Origin of the sequence: Nonomuraea sp. NPDC049129 (genome assembly GCF_040648495.1) — a bacterium.
Lineage (GTDB): Bacteria > Actinomycetota > Actinomycetes > Streptosporangiales > Streptosporangiaceae > Nonomuraea.
Genome location: NZ_JBEZDU010000019.1, coordinates 184,546 through 202,291, shown reverse-complemented (window position 1 = coordinate 202,291; position 17,746 = coordinate 184,546). Strand labels below are relative to the sequence as shown.

Below are 17,746 nucleotides of genomic sequence, written 5' to 3'. Positions count from 1 at the left end.
GGGGCGGATCGGAAGTCCGCGCGAGACCGTCCTCAGGCAGCGCGACAGAGCGCGGTGGCTACGCGGCAGAAATCAACCGCGCGCCGCTTCGTCAGCAGCTCTGTCGATGGGTTCATGGCAAGGACACTACTCGCCGTCTCGGCATCTGTCACATCTCGTCCGCGTTCTGAGACGAAACGTGGGACACTGCCCCGGCCAAGGCGGCGAGGACGTCCGCCTTGCGCGGCTGGCCAGACGCCTTTTTCACGATATTTCCGGCGCTGTCGAGGATCAGGACCGTCGGCGTGCGCATGATGTCGAGCCGCCGGACGAGATCAAGACGCGACTCGGCGTCGATCTCGACATGCGCCACCCCGGGCACGAGTCCGCTGACGTCGGCCAGCACCCGCCGGGTCGCCCGGCACGGCTGGCAGAAGGCGGTCGAGAACTGTACGAGCGTCGCCCGCTCCCCCAGGTCAGCGCCCAGGTCGGCGGTGGCCAGGCGGTCGTCCGCCCGAGCCGTGTCGCGCACCCTGCCGTCGCGGCGCAGTCGTACCACCCCGATCACCGAGCCGAGCGCCAGCGTCGCCAGCGCCACCCACAGTCCTGTCATCTCGTGGTGCAACCCCGGAGGGGACGCTTTACTTCCCCTTCGGGGCCGGGATCTTGACGAGCACCTTGCCGCCCGAGTCGACGACCTCGAACCTGGCGATGTCGTTCATCGGGATCCGGGTCTGGCGCGGGAAGACCGCCTTGTTCTCGTAGGTCTCCCGGCTGACCTTCCAGCTCGCGGTGGAGTCGTACGCGCCGTTCTTGGCGAACACCACCAGCCGGCACGTCGTACCGAGCGGCAGACCACTGACCCGCACCGACAATTTCGTCACGTCGCCGCCGGGGAAGGCCGTCACGCTCGCGTGATAGCCCTTGGCGGCGTTCTCGCCGGGGAACTCGCGGCCGGGCGCCGTCTGACTCGCCGAGGGCCTGGGAGTCGGCCGCGCCTCGGACTTCTTGAGCCGCGCGTCATTCGGCGCGCTGTCCTGCGCCGCGTACGGCGCGACCGCCTTGGACTCGACCTCCCCGGAGGTGGCGGCGGGCTTGGCGGCGGACTGGATGGCGTTCGGCTGCTGGGCGCCCATCCACACCGTGACGCCGACCGCCATCACCGCGACGGAGGCGGCCACGGCCAGCAGCGCGCGTCCTCTCCGGTGGCGCCGGGCACGGGCGTTCAGCAGCCGGTCGAGCACCTGACGCGGGGGGCTGGAGACCAGCTCGACGTCGCGCTCCGACACCTTGCCGAGGAACGACGCGACGCCCTCCAGGTCGAGCAGCTCGGCACCGCACGCCTCGCAGGTCGCCAGGTGGGTGTCGATCTCCATCGCCTCGTCGGGCTCCAGCGCGCCGAGCGCGTGCGCGCCCAGTGCCAGCCGGACCTCCTCACACGTCATCACGGCGCCAGCCCTCGCTCCTCGAGCGCGAGCCGGAGCGCGCGCAGCGCGTAGTAGGTGCGTGACTTGACCGTGCCCGGCGGGATGCCCAGCGTGGCCGACGCCTCCTTCACCGATCTCCCCCGGTAGTAGACCTCCATCAGCACCTCACGGTGCTCGGGCCGCAGCGCGGCCAGCGCCTCGGCCACGGCCCATGACTCGACCGCCCGCTCCAGCTCGTCGTCCGCGGGCAGCACGGCGAGCGCCTCGTCGCCGGTCTCCGGCGGGCGCGCCTTGCGGGCGCGGTGCTGGTCCACGACGAGATTACGGGCGACGGTGAACAGCCAGGCACGTATCGGGCGGCCGGTGAGGGCGTCAGGATGCCGCCAAGCCCGCAGCAGCGTTTCCTGCACGACGTCCTCCGCTCGTCCCGAATCGCCCGTGAGGCGCAGCACGTATCCGTAGAGTGGCCCAGCGTGCTCGTCGAAGAGGGTCCTGACCAGTTCCTCGTCGGCGGTGTCGGCTGCAGTCACACCCTCATCACGTACGGCGGGACCGACCGGTTCGATGTCATCCACGGAGTGGCACGTCAGACGCTTCGGCCGCGAACTCCAACCCGTCGGCCACGCTCCTCACTCCGGTCACCTTCACATCGAACGGGAGCTTCCCCTTGAACGGGATCGTGTAGGTCACGAACTTCGCGAGCGCGTCGGGCACACCTTGGATCTTCTCCGCCTGGAGCTTGATGCCGCCGTCGGCCACCTGGACGCGCATCTCCGCGTTGAACTTCACCTTGTTCACCCCTACCGTCACCTCACCCGACGCGACGAGCCGCTGGCCGTTCCCGGAGATCTTGACGCCCTGCGGTGCGTACTTGTCGATCGTCGCCCTGGTCAGAGTGCCGTGGACGGTCAGGCGCCCGGCCCGGACGTTGGCTCTGTTCTGGAGCACGTCGGCCAGCGGGGCGGTCACGTCGTAGGCGACGCCCTGCAGGTCCTTCACCGGAACTCCCCCGTAGGTGAGAGTGCCGAGATTGAACCGTACCTCTGGATAGCGGCCGGAGACCGCCTGTGTGAGAAATGGGATGCCCTCGATGGTCACCGTCGGCTGGCTGCTGAGGTCGGCCGCGGCGGAGATCCTGTTGGCGAGGTCGCGCTGCACTCCGGTGACCGCCACCCGGTCGACGACAGCGAGGAGAACGACCAGCACGATCAGGAAAACGATCAGTTTGCGCATCGGACATCCTGTCTCACGGGGGATCATGAGCTTATCGACTGGAATGCCTCATGCCCTGGCCGAGCGCTCGATCACCCCCCGGCGAAGGGCGGCAGCACCTCGACCGTCGCTCCGTCGCCGAGGATCACCTCCTCGTGTGCCCGTTTGCCCACCGGCGAGCCGTCGACCAGGAACGACGAACGGCTGACCACGCGGGCCAATTCGGCACGATTTTGTGTGATTTTGGTCATGAGTTCACCAAGTGTGGCCGCGTCGAACGGCTCCTCGGCGACTCCGGCCGCCTCTTTCGCAGCGGCCCAATAACGTACCTTTCCCGTGGCCATGGCCACCTCACATTCTTCCAGACTCCATTGTGCGACCCCGTTAACATCGGCGTTCCACGGTTTGCGCTGTTCATCTGGTGGACGCGCAATGGACGCGAACGTCGCGTGAGATATCCTCGCCTACAGGACCTGGGCGACGAAGCCCCCGGGTCCTTGTGTGTTTGAGGAGGCCGATATGAGCAACCTGCTCCTGCTGACCAACGCCCTTGAGCCGTCGGCCGAGGTGCTACCGGCCCTGGGGTTGCTGCTCCACTCGGTCCGCGTCTCGCCCGCCGAGGCGTCCGCGCTGATCGACACGCCGCCCGCCGACGCCGTTCTGGTCGATGCCCGAAAGGAGTTGGTGCAGGCCAAAAGCCTGTGCCGGCTGATCCGTACGACGGGCATCGACTGCCCGCTGCTGGTGGTCGTCACCGAGGGCGGGCTGGCGGCCATGACCGCCGAGTGGGGCGTCGACGACGTGCTGCTGGAGAGCGCGGGGCCGGCCGAGGTGGAGGCGCGGCTGCGGATGGCCGTCGGCCGTACGACTCAGGCCGAGGATGTTCCGGACGAGATCCGTAGTGGCGATCTGTCCATTGATGAGGCGACATATACGGCGCGGCTGCGGGGGCGGGTGCTCGATCTGACGTTCAAGGAGTTCGAGCTGCTGAAATACCTCGCGCAGCATCCGGGCCGTGTGTTCACCCGCGCCCAGCTGCTGCAGGAGGTGTGGGGCTATGACTACTTCGGGGGCACCCGGACCGTCGACGTGCACGTCCGGCGGCTGCGCGCGAAGCTGGGCACGGAGTACGAGTCGCTGATCGGCACGGTACGCAACGTGGGCTACCGCTTCGTCCCCGACCGCACCGACCCGGCCCACGTATGATCCCCCACAGTTGACATGTGACGCCCTCAAGGTTCCACTGATGTGACAGGACGGCCCTCGGCCGTCGTGTCGCTGTCATGTCGTGTGGGCTGTTTCGGTCGTGGACACCGCCGTCCCGAGAGGGGTGGTGTCGGGGTGGGGATCTTCCGGTCGCTGGTCGAAGAAGGCGCGCGGCCCCGAATCTTTCGGCGTAACGAGAGTATTTGTTCGGCATTTCGGCCGAGCAACCGCGTATTTGTGATCGATTATGGCTATGCGCGGGAGTATTTAGCGGGCGGCGAGCGCGACGGCATTCACGATCTGCGGGCCGGCGGCGATCTCGTCGGGGAATTGGCGTTCTGGAGTCCTGGCGAACGGGTGCGGATCGACGCGCTGACCGAGGTACGCGCCTGGTCCATCGACGTACGGACCTTGCGCGAGCACGCCGCGGCCAATACGGCGGTGGCCATGGCGCTGGTGCAGGAACTGTTCGCCAGAGACGTCGCCGCTCGCCGGCATGAGGCGCTGGCCCGGGCGCCCGTCGCCGCGCGGCTGGCCGTGTGGCTGCTGCACCTGGACGAGCGCTACGGGCTCGCCGGCGAGTCGGCGCCGCCCCTGTCCATGGAGACGCTGGCCGATCTGGTGGGCAGCGCGCCCGATGTGGTGCAGCGGCAGCTCACCCGGTGGGTACGGCAGGGGTGGCTGGTCCGGCCCGGCTATCGGCGGCTGCGGATCGCCGACGCGGCCGCGTTGCGGGGCGTCGCCGGGGCCTGGGAGCACTTGTCCGCGCCCTGGGAGGGGCGGGTCACACCGTTCCTGACCCGGCCGGGCGCGCCGGCCGAGCCGTTGCCCGCCGGAGAGGTGCCCCGGCCCGCTCAGCTGCCCGCCGACGTGTCCGACTTCACCGGACGGCAGCAGAGCCTCGATCTGCTCACCTCGTGGCTGGACCGGCCGCGCCGCCCGAACACGATGGTCGTACAGGGGCTTCCCGGCGTGGGGAAGACGGCGCTCGTGACGCGCTGGGCGCACCAGCAGGCGGCCCGGTTCCCCGACGGGCAGATCGTGATCGACCTGCGCGGGCAGTCCCCCAGCCAGCCACCCATGACCCCGGCCGAAGCGCTGGGGCAGATCCTGCGCTCGCTCGGCGTCGGCGAGCACATGCCCGCCGCCGACGAGGCCGAGCTGATGCTGCTCTATCGCAGCCGGCTGGCGGGACGGAAGCTGCTGCTCATCCTGGACAACGCCGCCGACCCGGCCCAGGTGCGGGCGCTGCTGCCCGGCAGCAAGGACTGCGTGGTGCTGGTGACCAGCAGGACCAGGATGGCGCCGCTGCGCGCGACCGGGCATGCCGACCTGATGGACCTGTCCGTCCTCGATCCGGGCAACGCCGTCGCGCTGCTGGTCGCGGTGCTCGGCGAGGAGTCGCCACGGGCCGCCGACCGCGACGCGCTGGCCGAGCTGGCCAGGGTCTGCTCGTACCATCCGTTCGCGCTGCGCATCTCGGCGGCCAAGCTCGCCGAGGATCCCGGGCTGAGCGTCGAGTCGCGCGTACGCGAGCTGCGCGGTCCCGACCAGCGGCAACCGCTGTCCGGCGATCCGGAGGACGCCTTCCGGTCCGCGCTCGATCTGGCCTACGAGTCGCTTTCTCCGCCGCAGCGGCGCGCGTTCCGGCACGTCGGGCTGCTGCCCGGCCGGGACTTCACGCCCGAGGTGCTGGCCGCCGCGCTGGGCGGCTCCGTCAGCGAGGCGGTGATCGCGGTCGAGGGGCTGCACCGGGCGTACCTGGTGGAGCCGATGGCCGAGACGCGCTATCGCGTGCACGACCTGGTCAAGCGGCTGGCCAGGGAGCTGGGCCGGCACGCGGAGGCGGGCGTGCGCGAGGCCAGGGTCCGGCTGCTCGACCACTACCTGGGCATGGCGACCGATCCGGCCACGCCGCGCGCGTGGTTCGAGGCCGAGCGCCGTTCGCTGGTCTCGGTCGTACGGCTGGCGGAGGAGACCGGCGCGCACCACGCCGCCTGGCGGCTGGCCGAGGCGGTGTTCGAGCCGTTCAGGCGGCTGCGGTACTACCAGAACGACCTGGAGATCCAGCAGATCGGGCTCGACTCGGCGGCGCGGATCGGCGACCGGCGGGCGATCGCGCTGATGCGCAGCCATCTCGGCTCGATCTACCGCGACATCGGCCCCTCCACGCAGGCCGCCCGCCACATCGGCGAGGCGCTGTCCGACTTCACCTCACTCGGCGACCGCGAGGGCCGCGCCCGCGCCCTGAACGACCTGGCCGAGGTACACGGCATCGCCGGCAACAGCGGCGACGCGCTCAAGTGCGCGGGCGAGGCCCTGGAGCTCTACCAGGAGATCGGCGACCTGGCCGGGGTCGCCGACTGCCTGCACTCGCTGTCGCGGCTGCACCTGTCCCAGGAACGGCACGAGCTCGCGCTGCACCACGCCGGGCAGGCGCTGGAGGTACGCGAGCAGCTGGGCGACCTGCACGGCACCGCGCAGAGCCTGATCATCCTGGCCCGCGTACAGCACCACCTGGGCGAGCCGAACGCGGCCCTGTCGGAGGGGCTGGAGGCGCTGGCGATCTGCCACGACCTGGGCGACGAGCACAGTGAGGCCGAGACGCTGCTCTGCCTGGCCGAGATCTACGACTCGCTCCGGCTGCCGCACGACGCGCAGCGTGACGCCGAGCGGGCCCTGGCCGGGTACACGGCCACCGGCGACCAGCACGGCTGCGGCCGGGCCCTGTGCACGCTGGGGCGCATCGCGCGCAACGGCTCCCGTTACGACGAGGCCCTCGAACACTACGAGCAGGCGCTGGCCGTACAACGGGAGCTCCATCACGAGCAGGGGCGGGCGGAGACGCTCGGCGACATCGGGCTGGTGCACTGGCGGCTGGCCGACTACCTGCGCGCCGACGACTACCTCAACCAGGCGCTCGCGATCAGCCGGGAGATCCACGACCTGCCGGTCGAGGCGCGGATGCTCAACCGGCTGGCGCGGGTACGGCGCCGCCAGGGGTTGCCGCAGGTGGCGTTCGTGCACGCGCTGGAGGCGCTGGACCTGGTCCAGGGTATGGGCAACCGCCGGGCCGAGGCGGACGTCCAGGAGACGCTGGCCTACACGTACCTGTCGCTCGACCGGCACCAGGACGCGCTGCGCGCCGCCAAGGCGTCGCTGGCGATCAGGGAGGAACTGCGCGACAACAAAGCCAGCTCGCTGCTGTCGATCGCGCAGGCCATGCACGTCGCGGGCCAGCCGGCCGCCGCGCTCGGGTATGCCAGGGAGACGGTCGAGCTGCAGAACGAGAGCGGCACCAGAGATCGCTGGGCGGCGGCGCTCACCACGCTGGCCATGATCCTGCTGGACCTGGACCGGCCGGTGGAGGCGCTGACGTTCGCGTCGCAGGCCAGGGATGTGCATATCGTCTCCGGCACCCGGCGCGACCTTGGCTGCGCGCTGCGGGCCATCGGCCTGATCGCCCACCGGGTCGGGGACCGCGCGGAAGCCGTGGCCCACCTGAGGGAGGCGGTACGCATCCTGGAAGAGGTGGGCGACGTCTTCGAACTCAAGAAGGCCACCGCAGAACTCCGCCAAATGTCGTAAATTTCGCGACCTGAGGTCGCAGATCTTGACCGGCTCCCTGCCGTTAGCTGGTGCTACCAGCTACTCCAACGGAGGTGAACCGGATGCTCAGAAACCAGCCGCGTCGAGACCTGCGCTGGCTCAGTCGGGACCTGCACTGGCTCAAGCGACAAGGACGTAAAGACCGGCGGATCACGCTCTCCGTGCTCGCCGGAGTGCTCACCGCCTGGATCCGCCAACTCTCCCCCACCGACCCGATGCCCGGGTCGGGCCCCCTGCTGGCCATCTCGCTGGGGCTGGTGACCGCGTCGGGGGCGGCCTGGCTGGTGGCGGCGGGCTTCCTCGCCATCACGGCTCGGCCGCGGCGGGAGCCGGCCGAGGCGCTGCGGTGGGTGTCGCATATCGCGCGGGCCAAGGAGTGGGCGTTCTGCTCGCTCAGCGCTTATGTGGCGTGGCACCTGCTGCAGTTCGTCACGGCACTGTTGGTGAGGTAACCGCCGGGGCTCGGGGTTGCGCGGTGGGTGTCGGTGCGGTTTGAGGTCGCGCGCTGGCGCCCACCTCAGAGTGCGGCCGACTCCAGCGTGTCGAGCCGCACTCCGGTCCCCGTGTGGACGGCCTGGACGATCTCGGCCGCGGTGAGCTCCGCGAGGCCGATCGGCCCGCAGGCGAGCGCCCCGCCCGCGTGGGGGCTCACGCCCCGCAGCACCACCCGGACCGGTGGCAACCCCTCGACCGCCTCCCGCAGGGCGTCGGCCCAGGCAAGCCGTAGCGGGTCGTCGACGGGGATGACCGACCGGTAATGCTCCAGGGACCGCAGCGTGACGTGCAGGCAGTCCGCGCCGTGCGCCCAGTGCCCGGGTCCGGCGACCGTACCCGCCTCACGGGCCAGCTCCACCAGCCGGTCGAGCACCGTACCGGCGGGCCGCAGGACCGCGGCGGCTCCCCAGCGAGCGCCACCCTCCACCATCGCCCGGTCGTGGACGGCGCGCCCCGACAGGAGAGCGTCGCGTCCAGCGGCAAAGAAGGCAGCGAAGTCGGACATCCGGGCAGTATGCCAGGATCCCTGGTATCTAGTGATCTGTGGATGTATGGCATGGTGCGGTGGCTCCAGCTGCACGCCGTACACGACTGGGACAGCGTGGTGTGCCTGCCCGAGCCGCCAGAGCGGGAGCGGCGGCGGCCGTGTTCACGGAGACGGGCGAGCCGTTCGAGGCCGCGACGATCGACGAGACGGACCGCTTCCTGGAGGCGTACGCGGAAGGGCTCGGCTACGGCGCGCGGGCGCCTGACCAGAGGGGCGGCTATTCAGGACTGCCGTCAGCCGCGGCCACCGAGGTCGGGCAGCAGGTGCGGGGCCTCCGTCTTGACCGCCTCCAGCAGCTGATCCTTCGACGGGTTCACCATCGTCTTTCCGGCCACCGTCACGGTCGGCACGGTCTCGTTCCCGTTCGCCACCGAACGGACGAACGCCGCCGCCTCGGGGTCTCGCCAGATGTTCACCTCGGCGTGCCGCAACCGTGTGAAGCGCAGACGCGTGCGCAGCCTCATGCAGTACTTGCAGCCGGGCCGCCAGTAGACGACCACGCCCGTACGATCCGCCAGCGCGTGCGAGGTCGCCCGATCTCGGCGGGGCAGGTTCGCGAAGATCATCCACGCCGCATAGAAGACGAGGAAGGAGATCGCGATCACGGAGAGCGCACTGGAGATCACGGAGGACATATCGGAAGTATCTCAAGCGAGTCCGACGATGACAGTGGCGGGCGAGACGCTGACAGAGATCTGGCAGTACGGACCGGCATGGTCGCACCATGACCGAGAAGACGAACGTTCTCATCGTCGGCGGCGGCCCGACCGGGCTCACTCTCGCCGTGGATCTGGCCAGGCGCGGCGTCGACTGCCGCATCGTGGAGCAGGCGCCGGAGCCCTTGGGCGGCTCCAAGGGCAAGGGGCTGCAGCCCCGCACGCAGGAGGTCTTCGATGATCTAGGCGTGATCGACCGGGTCCTGGCCACTACGACGCTCTATCCGCCGCTTCGGGTGAGGATCGGCAGGGTGCCGGTGTACCAGGGCCGCATGCACAAGCTCGTCACCCCCACCGACGCGGTGCCGTACCCCATGGTGATGATGCACCCGCAGTGGCGCACGGAGGCGGTGCTGCGCGAGCGGCTGACCGAGCTGGGCGGAAAGGTGGAGCAGGGCACCGGGTTGACCGGTTTCGAGCAGGACGCGCGCGGAGTGACGGCCAGGCTGAGCACGGGGGCGACCCTGCGGGCGGACTACCTGGTCGCGGCGGACGGTGGCAAGAGCTTCGTACGCAAGGCGCTCGGCGTCGGTTTCGCCGGGGAGACCCGCGAGGAGGAGCGGATGGCCCTCGGCGACGTACGGGTCGAGGGGCTCGGCCGGGACCACATCCATGTCTGGTACCGGCCGGGCAAGGGAATGGTGGTGCTCTTCCCGATGGCCGGCACCGACACCTTCCAGATGCTCGCCCCGCTGAAGCCGGGCGTCGTGCCGGACCAGACGCTCGCCGGCTTCCAGCGGCTCTTCGCCGAACGGTCGATGCTGGGCGGGGTCCGGATCACCGAGCTGCTGTGGTCGTCCCTGTACCGGGTGAACATCCGCCTGGCCGACAGCTACCGGACCGGCCGGGTCTTCCTCGCCGGGGACGCCGCCCATGTGCACTCGCCCGCCGGCGGGCAGGGGCTCAACACCGGCGTACAGGACGCCTACAACCTGGGCTGGAAGCTCGCCCGGGTGCTGGCCGGCGCGCCGGAATCGCTGCTCGACACGTACGAGGAGGAGCGGCGGCCCGTCGCCGCCCGCGTGCTCGGCCTCAGCACCGACCTGCTCGACAAGAAGACCCACAAACGCGACGAGGAGACCCACCAGCTGATGGTGAGCTATCGGGGCGGCTCGCTGGCCCGGCGGGGCGGGGACCGCGTCCCGGACGGTCAGGTGCGGCTGGCCGACGGGTCTCAGTTCCGGATGTTCGACCTGTTGCGGGGCACGCACTTCACGCTGCTGTCGCCTGATCCCGCGCCGCGCGTGGTCGATGGGCCGGAGGTGCGGGCGTACGAGCTGGCTGAGCCCTACGGTGCCGAGCGCCACACGCTGGTCCGGCCGGATGGATATGTCGGGATCTCGACCTCGTCGGCGGAGGAGCTCGCCGCTTATCTGGCCATGGTGTGACTCAGCCTTGTCGTGATCAGCGCGACGAGGCGCTTGGCGGCCGGCTGGCCCAGCAGGATGCCGGAGAGCACCAGGACCAGCCCGCAGACCTGTTGAGCGGTGAGCGTCTCGCCGGCGAGCACGGTGCCGAGCAGTACGCCGGTCACCGGGTTGAGCAGCCCGATCAGGCCCACCGTCGCGGCGCTCAGGTGCCGCAGCCCCGCGAACCAGGCGGCGAACGCCAGCGCGGTCGCGACGACCGTGACATAGCCGAAGCCGAGCAGCGCCGGGCCGTCCAGCGACGGCGGCGCGCCCTCCACGGCGACGGCGACGGGTAGGAGCGCGATCCCGCCTGCGATGAGCTGCCAGGAGGTCAGCGAGAAGACGTCGACCTGCGCGCTCCACCGTTTGGCCAGCACATAGCCGGCCGACGACATGACCATGGCCAGGACGGAGGCCAGCACGCCGGAGGCGTCGACCGACGCCGTACCGTCGAGCAGCAGCAGGCAGACGCCCGCGATCCCGATCCCGGCCCCGGTCACGTGCGCCACCCTCGGGCGCTCGGCGAGCGCCGCCCAGGCGAACAGCATCATCATCACCGGGGAGGTCGCCATGATCGTCGATGCCATGCTCGTCGGCAGCTTCTGGGCGGCCAGGTAGACCAGCGCGAAGAACGCCCCCATGTTGAGCGTGCCGAGCACCAGCGAACGCCACCACCACGCTCCCCGAGGGAGCTTCCGAGCGAGTAGCAGGAGGAGTAACCCGGCCGGCAGGGCCCGGATCACGGCCCCGTACAGCGGATGATCGGGCGGCAGGAATCGATGGGTGACCAGATACGTAGAGCCCCAGGCGATCGGCGCGAGCGCGGTCACAGCCGCCCACCGAAAAGTACCTTCCATGGAAGCAATATAGCTTCCATGGAAGCTATATTGGAATCGTGACGAACAACTTCGACCACGTCGCCCGCATCCAGCAAGCGTGGGCCCGCGAGCGACCCGACCTGGACGTGAGCCCGCTGGGCGTGATCGGACGGCTGCACCGCCTCGCCGGCCACCTGACCGAGCGGCTGTGCGTGGTCTACCGGCAATACGGGCTGGGCGAGGGAGACTTCGACGTACTCGCCGCCCTCCGGCGCGCCGGAGCGCCCTACGAACGCGCGCCCGGCGAGCTGGCCGCGCACACCATGGTCACCACGGGCGCCATGACCAAGCGCATCGACCGGCTCGAACGCGCCGGCCTGGTCACCCGCCAGCGCAGCGCGAGCGACGGGCGCGGCCGGGTCGTCGCGCTCACCCGAGCCGGCCGGCAACTGTTCGACCAGGCGTTCACCGAGCACGTGGCGAACGAGCGCCGCCTGCTCGACGGCCTGACGTCCGAGCAGGCCGCCCAACTGGAGTCGCTGCTCACCACCTGGCTCGCCTGCTTCGAGGCGCCGCGGCCCGCGAAGCTCGATGATCAGACCTGAGGCGACAGCACTCTGGTAGCTGAGCGGCGATCCGTCGAGGACGAGAAACCCGGTCAGAGGCCGAAGGCACCGCCTTGGACGAGGATGAGCAGCCCGATCCCGATCAGGACGATGGGCAGGAGAATGTGCCCCCACCGGCTGAGAGCCTTGGCGATGACGGGTCGGGTGGCGAAGAACCTGCCCGCCAGGCACCAGACGGCGACCAGAACGAGGAAGACGACGGCGTAGACGCTCATGCCGCCGATGCCGGCGGTGGCGAAGACAGGGACGTAGACGCCGATGTTGTCGCCGCCGTTGGCGAAGGTGACCGCGGCGACCTCCAACGCCTTGGGTCCACCTGTCGCGGCCTGCTCGTTGCCGGCGTCCTCGCCGTTGACGTGGTCGCGCCACGCCTGCCGGCCGGCCTTGAGACCCAAGGCCAGCGGTAGCAGGCCGAGGTACGGGATGACGGGCTCGGGCAGGAAGGTAGCGCCGAACGCGGCGGCGATGGCGACGACGAGGATGGCGGCGAACCCGAGGTACTGCCCCAGGATGATCCGCGAGGTGGCGCCGCGGTGCCCGGCCCCCTGGGCGAAGAACAGCGCCAGGATCACGATGTCGTCGATGTTGGTGACGGCGAACAGGCCGGCGGCTTGCCCGATGATGCCGACGTTCACGAGGGGCGTGGTTCCTCTCCAGGAGGCGGGAGTACCTGAGGAACGTATCGGGCGTGCCGATACCGCTGGTAGTCCCCTCAGCGTTTACCGTGAAGCCCGCGAGTATGCCGCGCCGCCAGGAGTCCTCACGTGATCCAATCCAGCAAGGTCCTCTACATCATCGTGTGCGCCGCAGGAGCCGCCGCCGACGTCGGCCGACTGGTCACCCACGCCCAGGACGAGGGCTGGACGGTCCAGATAGTCGCCACCCCGTCCGCCCTGGACTTCATCGACGTCCCCGAACTGGAGCGGCAGACCGGCCGCCCCGTCCGCAGCCGGTACCGCAAGCCGCACGAACCGAAACCTCCCAGAGCCGACGCGATCATCGTTGCCCCCGCGACCTACAACACCATCAACAAGTTCGCCCAGGGCATCGCCGACACCTACGCTCTCGGCCTCCTCGCCGAGGCGCCCGGCCTGGGCATTCCCGTCGTCGTCCTGCCCTTCGTCAGCAGCGCTTTAGCCTCCCGCGACCCCTTTCTCCGAAGCGTCGAAAGCCTGCGCGCCGAAGGCGTCCCCGTCCTCCTCGGCCCCGGCCAATTCGAGCCACCTCCCGCTGAGACCGGAGGAGAGAATCTGGACACTTATCCCTGGGCACTGGCGCTCAAGGAGCTCGGGCGGCACTATCCCCGCTATTGATGTGGAAATCCCGCTCCAACCAGCTGGTCCCGGGCGAAGCGGAGGGCCTTACTCATGATTTCTCAGCGTTGGGATCGGTGAACGCTCGTAGACACAGCCGCTCTGCTACGTTGCCGGCGAACCAAGCGAAGAAGTCGCTGTCCGGGTCATGGCCCGCGCGAACCGTCGCGCACCAGTCCTCCCGGTCGAGCACTGCCAGGTATCGGCGTACGAGGCGGTCTCGCTGTTCGGGCGTGCAACCGAGTCTTTCCGCCGGTTTCCGGGCCAGGTGGTCGGCAATCATGGCGGCGTCGACATACCTGTTCACGGTCGCGGGCTGGCGGCTGAGATGACCAACGTACGCGTCCAGGGCGATGCGGGCCGGCGGATAGTGCTCCAGGGTCAGGCCCATGCCGCCGCAGTCGGCCATGGTCTTCAGCAGCCGGCCGGTGTGATCGATCAGATCGTCGTCGACATCGGGCCCGGTGATCGCTTCGTGGAGGTGAGCGGAGGTGGCGACCTGGCCGGCGAAGTAGCCGTTGAGGAAGTCGCCGTCGCAGGAGTGACGCAGCAGCCATGGGCGCGCCTTGGACGACGCGCTCCCCCGGCAGAGCGCCTCAATGACGTAGACCCGTCCCCATCCGGCGGCCCTTTGGGCGAGCCACATCAGTGCCTCCTGGCCACCACGATGGCGTCGTCGCAGGGCATCGGCGGCCAATGGACCGAACCAGTTCGACAGCAGCCCAATCGTCTGGATCAGCGGGATGTCCTCTTCCGCCCAATCGACGGCGAGCAACGCCAGCCCCACGACGGCGGAGCGCCGATCGCCGCTGTGGCGTACGAGCCATCGCCCGGTCCGCTGAACACGCTGTGCGTCCGCCCGCAGCGCTGCGGCGGCGATGTGCTCGTTGCGATGGATCGGGACGTCAACATCGTGGAAGGCATCAACGAGTTCGCTGGGCGGTGCATCGGCTCTGGCGAAGTGCGCGTCCAGGATCGCGGCGACATCCACGCCGACCAGCCGTTGATCTTCTGGCACATCTCGCCGGGATCGTCGGCGGTATTGCTCCTCATCGGGGTACGGCTCGCCGTCACGCGGTAGAGGAGAGTTCGGATCTCGCTGGTGCAGGCTCAGCGCGTAGTCGAACAGGCTGATCTCTGGTCCGAGCGGTCCAGGCTCGGTCATCACGCTCACCGGCGGACGAAGGACTCGATTCTCTCGATCATGTGCGGCATGATGCCAGCGCAGACCGGCCAGAGGCAAGGAGTGCCTCCGTCTTCGCCACCGCTCGGGGATCTCGACTTCGTCGCCGGAAGAAGCTCGCCGCTTATCTGGCCATGGTGTGAGCCGGACTGAACTTCCTTCCGTGGCATCATGTGCGAGTGATCACGGAAGAGATACCCGCGCCACCTTTCGGACGACTGTTACCTGGCCGGATGGGACGTGCGGCGGTCGTCGGCGTGTTTTCCGCCAGCGGGACGATCGTGGCGATCATTCTGATGTTCATAGTGCTTCCCGATTACTTCCCTCTCACAGAGCTGGCCATGATGTCGCTGCTCGTGGGAATACCGGGCGGTCTCTGCTGGCCGGCGTTGTATCTCTGCGAAATCCGTCCAGCATGGCCTGTCGCCGTCATAGGCATGTTGTTCGTCGGGGCGATATGGCACTTGACGCAGGGCACCGACAAGGACGGCTTCTTGGGAATCTTCTTCTCAGTGCTCCCCTTCCTGGGCGGGTTCGTCGCGTATCCCCTTGCCGTCGTAGTCGCCACGCCCCGGGCTCCGGTGGTGTGGCGGGCAGCGCCGCTGGTGCTGCTCGCCGGAATCTATTGGTTCGCCGCGTAAGCAAATCTCAGGCGTGTACGCGCGCGCCCACGGCCGCGTCACCCGAAAGATGTAGTCCGATCTCCTCAGCGCGCAGGAAGCCTCCGACCTGGCTCTTTATTAGCGTTTCCGGAGAACGGGGGCGCCGCGTCCCTCATGATCGAAAGAGATACGCATGGCCCCCGCCCGCAAGACATTCCTCACCGGTCTGACCGTCTTCGCCGCAGGGCTGGCGCTGTGGTTGTTCGGACTCGACACTGAGATCTTCGTGTTCACACCGACGAAGGTCGGGCTGGTTCTGATGGCCCTCGGCGGTCTGGAGGCTCTGTACGGGCTCTACAAGATCGTACGCGGCGACGGCGCGGAGCCGCGCTGACGCTGTGACCGGCGGCGGCGACGGCCGTGGCGTCACTATGCAACCTGCCAATGATCAGCCAGGAAACCTCTTCCAGGTGCGTCGCCCCACTGAGCGAGATGCCGTCCTGGCTAGAACAGGACCCTCATTACGCAATACGGGGGTTCGATGCTGAGACGTCAGACGAGACAGGCGGCAGGGGATCGCCGCAGAGCACCAGGTGGCAGACGAGACCGGCCGGTGCGGCCGTCCCGGATCTGGGTGTTGGCGGTAGGGGTTGTCGTCGCAGCGGGGTTGGCGGTGCCCATGGCCGAATCCGCGCCGGCGACCGCCGGCCCACGACTGACCAAGTCCGCGGCGGCGACCGCCGACCCACAACTGACCAAGTCCGCGGATCCAGCGCTTCAGGACTTCCTCTACGTGGCCAACAGCGGTTCGGACAACGTGTCGCTGGTCGACACGTTCTACAAGACCGTCACACCCGTCGGTGTCGGCAGAGCTCCCAACCAGGTGGCGATCAACCTGGCCGGCACCCGCCTCTACGTCACCAACTACGGGTCGAGCAACGTGTCGGTCATCGACACCGCCACCAGCAATGTGACCACCATAGGCGTCAAGCCCTGGCCCAAGAGCGTGGCCGTTACGCCCGGCGGCACCCGCGCCTACGTGACGCACTATGGGGCGGCCAACCCCAATCTCGTGTCGGTGATCGACACCACCACCAGCAAGGTCACTGACACCATCCGCGCCGGCGACCATCCGATCGCGGTGGCGATCGACCCTGCGGGCACCTTCGCCTACGTCGCCAACCACTTCTCGGGCACCGTTTCGGTAATCGACACCGCCACCAACAAGGAGACCACCACCATCCAGGTGGGTCAGTCACCGAGTGGTGTGGCGATCAACACCGCGGGCACGCGCGCCTTCGTCACCAACAACCGGTCGGACACCGTGTCGGTGATCAATACCGCCACCAAAGAGCAGGCCACCACCATCAACGTCGGCCGGTTTCCGATCGGTGTGGCCGTTCTCGACAGACCTGTGGACCGGACCGCCATCGTCTCCCTCGGTGACAGCTACATCTCCGGCGAGGCCGGCCGTTGGAAGGGCAATGCCGTACCGGCGAGCAACCGGGGTGACCGCTGGGGGACCGACCGCGCCGCCTACAACTGCACCTCGATCGGTTTGCGGTGCGGTCACGACGGCCGGCGCGTCTACGGTGAGTCCTTCGACAACGGCTGCAACCGCTCGGATTCGGCCGAGATCCAGAGCGCGGCCATCAACGTGCTGCGCCGGATCAACCTCGCCTGCTCCGGCGCCAGAACCGTCAACGTGATCGGCGCCGACGCGGGCGGAAAATCCTTCAAGGGCGAGCCTCCCCAGGCCGACCAGCTCCGCCAGGCCGCCAAGCGGTACAAGGTCGAGTTGGTGGTCCTGTCCATCGGCGGCAACGACCTCGGCTTCGCCTCCGTCCTTGAGAAATGCGTCAAGAGATGGCAGAAGCAGCATGGGATCGAGCACTGCCACGTGGACCAGGAGCCGGTCTTCCGCGAAGGCCTGGCAAAGACGAAGCCCAAGGTCGAGCAGGCCGTCCAGGAAATCAAGCGGGCCATGACCGATGCCCACTACGCCGATGGCTCCTACCGGCTCGTCCTGCAGTCCTACCCGTCTCCCGTTCCGCTGGGCGACCAGAACCGCTACCACGAGTTCAGCGACTCGCGCTTCAACGTGGGCGGCTGCCCGATGTTCAACGACGACTCCGACTGGGCCCGTAACACCGTCATTCCCGCGATCTCCGACATGCTCAAGGACGTCGCCCGCACCCAGAACGTGGAATTCCTCGACCTGCGCAACCTGTTCGACGGCCACGAGGTCTGCGCCAACCGTGCGCGGCAAGCCACCGCCGCCAACTCTCTTGAGAACCCGCTGCCCGGCGACATCAGTGAATGGACCCGTTTCCTTGTCGTCCTGGAATCCCAGGGCCAGAGTCAGGAATCAATTCACCCCAATTACTACGGTCAGCGGGCCCTCGGCACCTGCCTGACCAAACTTCGGGACCACATGGGAACCGAGAAGAACCACGTCTGCACCGGCACCCCCGGCCGTGCCCCCGAGGAGGTGAGCCTCACCAGTACCAACTGGTGAGCAGGGCGGGCGGGGTCGACACAGCCGATCCCGCCCAGCTCGCCTGCCGGACGGCGAACGCCGGTGGAGGCAGGCTCGCGCTGTCT

At 68.8% G+C, this 17,746-nt stretch carries 20 protein-coding genes; 9 read left to right on the top strand and 11 right to left on the bottom strand.

The features are described 5' to 3' along the window. Positions 1–32 precede the first annotated feature (32 nt). From AB0B64_RS43450 to AB0B64_RS43425, 6 genes are all read right to left on the bottom strand, one after another. On the bottom strand, positions 33–116 hold the full coding sequence (locus AB0B64_RS43450) for a putative leader peptide (protein ID WP_350668905.1): 84 nt from the start codon (positions 114–116) through the stop codon (positions 33–35). Positions 117–148: 32 nt separating this feature from the next. Then, a complete protein-coding gene (locus tag AB0B64_RS43445; protein ID WP_357958167.1) occupies positions 149–592 on the bottom strand; it encodes a thioredoxin family protein in 444 nt (147 codons plus the stop codon). A 28-nt stretch (positions 593–620) separates the two neighbouring features. Further along, positions 621–1,424 (bottom strand): zf-HC2 domain-containing protein, encoded by an 804-nt coding sequence (locus tag AB0B64_RS43440; RefSeq protein ID WP_358185785.1) that lies wholly within the window; start codon positions 1,422–1,424, stop codon positions 621–623. After that, entirely contained in the window at positions 1,424–1,936 is a 513-nt protein-coding gene (locus AB0B64_RS43435; RefSeq protein ID WP_357958301.1) for a sigma-70 family RNA polymerase sigma factor, read from the bottom strand. Before AB0B64_RS43435 ends, AB0B64_RS43440 begins: the two co-directional genes overlap by 1 nt. Before the next feature lie 37 nt (positions 1,937–1,973). Further along, positions 1,974–2,639: a DUF2993 domain-containing protein gene (locus AB0B64_RS43430; protein ID WP_357958168.1), complete on the bottom strand. Its 666-nt coding sequence runs from the start codon at positions 2,637–2,639 to the stop codon at positions 1,974–1,976. Positions 2,640–2,710: 71 nt separating this feature from the next. Continuing rightward, complete coding sequence (locus AB0B64_RS43425; protein WP_357958303.1) at positions 2,711–2,962, bottom strand: MoaD/ThiS family protein; 252 nt, start codon at positions 2,960–2,962, stop codon at positions 2,711–2,713. Between the two features lie 175 nt (positions 2,963–3,137). On the opposite strand from AB0B64_RS43425, the gene AB0B64_RS43420 reads away from it, so the two are divergent. The 3 genes from AB0B64_RS43420 (at position 3,138) to AB0B64_RS43410 (ending at position 7,885) form a co-directional block, all read left to right on the top strand. Beyond that, positions 3,138–3,824, top strand: coding sequence for a response regulator transcription factor (locus AB0B64_RS43420; RefSeq protein WP_357958170.1), 687 nt, complete (start codon positions 3,138–3,140; stop codon positions 3,822–3,824). A 237-nt stretch (positions 3,825–4,061) separates the two neighbouring features. After that, entirely contained in the window at positions 4,062–7,412 is a 3,351-nt protein-coding gene (locus tag AB0B64_RS43415) for a tetratricopeptide repeat protein (RefSeq protein ID WP_358185732.1), read from the top strand. An 83-nt stretch (positions 7,413–7,495) separates the two neighbouring features. Further along, positions 7,496–7,885 (top strand): hypothetical protein, encoded by a 390-nt coding sequence (locus tag AB0B64_RS43410; RefSeq protein WP_357958173.1) that lies wholly within the window; start codon positions 7,496–7,498, stop codon positions 7,883–7,885. A 65-nt stretch (positions 7,886–7,950) separates the two neighbouring features. On the opposite strand, the gene AB0B64_RS43405 is transcribed toward AB0B64_RS43410, so the two are convergent. Both AB0B64_RS43405 and AB0B64_RS43400 read right to left on the bottom strand, forming a co-directional pair. Next, the gene (locus tag AB0B64_RS43405) at positions 7,951–8,433 is read right to left on the bottom strand and encodes a hypothetical protein (RefSeq protein WP_358185729.1); all 483 of its coding nucleotides are present in this window, start codon (positions 8,431–8,433) and stop codon (positions 7,951–7,953) included. A gap of 275 nt (positions 8,434–8,708) precedes the next feature. Next, positions 8,709–9,110 carry a glutaredoxin domain-containing protein gene (locus AB0B64_RS43400; protein ID WP_358185726.1) on the bottom strand — a complete coding sequence of 134 codons (402 nt, stop codon included), beginning with the start codon at positions 9,108–9,110 and terminating at the stop codon, positions 8,709–8,711. 89 nt (positions 9,111–9,199) lie between these two features. On the opposite strand from AB0B64_RS43400, the gene AB0B64_RS43395 reads away from it, so the two are divergent. Continuing rightward, a complete protein-coding gene (locus AB0B64_RS43395; RefSeq protein ID WP_358185724.1) occupies positions 9,200–10,579 on the top strand; it encodes an FAD-dependent monooxygenase in 1,380 nt (459 codons plus the stop codon). Here AB0B64_RS43395 and AB0B64_RS43390 read toward each other — a convergent pair. Then, positions 10,561–11,457, bottom strand: a complete 897-nt coding sequence (locus AB0B64_RS43390; RefSeq protein ID WP_357958186.1) for an EamA family transporter — start codon at positions 11,455–11,457, stop codon at positions 10,561–10,563. The two genes, AB0B64_RS43395 and AB0B64_RS43390, sit on opposite strands and share 19 nt — an antisense overlap. Before the next feature lie 38 nt (positions 11,458–11,495). Here AB0B64_RS43390 and AB0B64_RS43385 point away from each other — a divergent pair, with 38 nt between their 5' ends. Further along, positions 11,496–12,023: a MarR family transcriptional regulator gene (locus AB0B64_RS43385; protein ID WP_357958188.1), complete on the top strand. Its 528-nt coding sequence runs from the start codon at positions 11,496–11,498 to the stop codon at positions 12,021–12,023. 53 nt (positions 12,024–12,076) lie between these two features. Here AB0B64_RS43385 and AB0B64_RS43380 read toward each other — a convergent pair whose 3' ends face one another. Continuing rightward, complete coding sequence (locus AB0B64_RS43380) at positions 12,077–12,679, bottom strand: cadmium resistance transporter (protein WP_358185720.1); 603 nt, start codon at positions 12,677–12,679, stop codon at positions 12,077–12,079. Positions 12,680–12,808: 129 nt separating this feature from the next. Between AB0B64_RS43380 and AB0B64_RS43375 the strand changes: the two genes are divergently transcribed. Then, the gene (locus AB0B64_RS43375; RefSeq protein WP_358185717.1) at positions 12,809–13,357 is read left to right on the top strand and encodes a flavoprotein; all 549 of its coding nucleotides are present in this window, start codon (positions 12,809–12,811) and stop codon (positions 13,355–13,357) included. Between the two features lie 52 nt (positions 13,358–13,409). Here the strand turns inward: AB0B64_RS43375 and AB0B64_RS43370 are convergent, their stop codons facing one another. Next, complete coding sequence (locus AB0B64_RS43370) at positions 13,410–14,531, bottom strand: hypothetical protein (RefSeq protein ID WP_358185714.1); 1,122 nt, start codon at positions 14,529–14,531, stop codon at positions 13,410–13,412. A 188-nt stretch (positions 14,532–14,719) separates the two neighbouring features. Between AB0B64_RS43370 and AB0B64_RS43365 the strand changes: the two genes are divergently transcribed. From AB0B64_RS43365 to AB0B64_RS43355, 3 genes are all read left to right on the top strand, one after another. After that, positions 14,720–15,181: a hypothetical protein gene (locus tag AB0B64_RS43365; RefSeq protein ID WP_358185711.1), complete on the top strand. Its 462-nt coding sequence runs from the start codon at positions 14,720–14,722 to the stop codon at positions 15,179–15,181. Between the two features lie 154 nt (positions 15,182–15,335). After that, positions 15,336–15,536 carry a DUF5708 family protein gene (locus AB0B64_RS43360; protein WP_357958197.1) on the top strand — a complete coding sequence of 67 codons (201 nt, stop codon included), beginning with the start codon at positions 15,336–15,338 and terminating at the stop codon, positions 15,534–15,536. Between the two features lie 285 nt (positions 15,537–15,821). Next, the gene (locus AB0B64_RS43355) at positions 15,822–17,660 is read left to right on the top strand and encodes a GDSL-type esterase/lipase family protein (RefSeq protein ID WP_358185707.1); all 1,839 of its coding nucleotides are present in this window, start codon (positions 15,822–15,824) and stop codon (positions 17,658–17,660) included. The last annotated feature ends 86 nt before the right edge of the window (positions 17,661–17,746 follow it).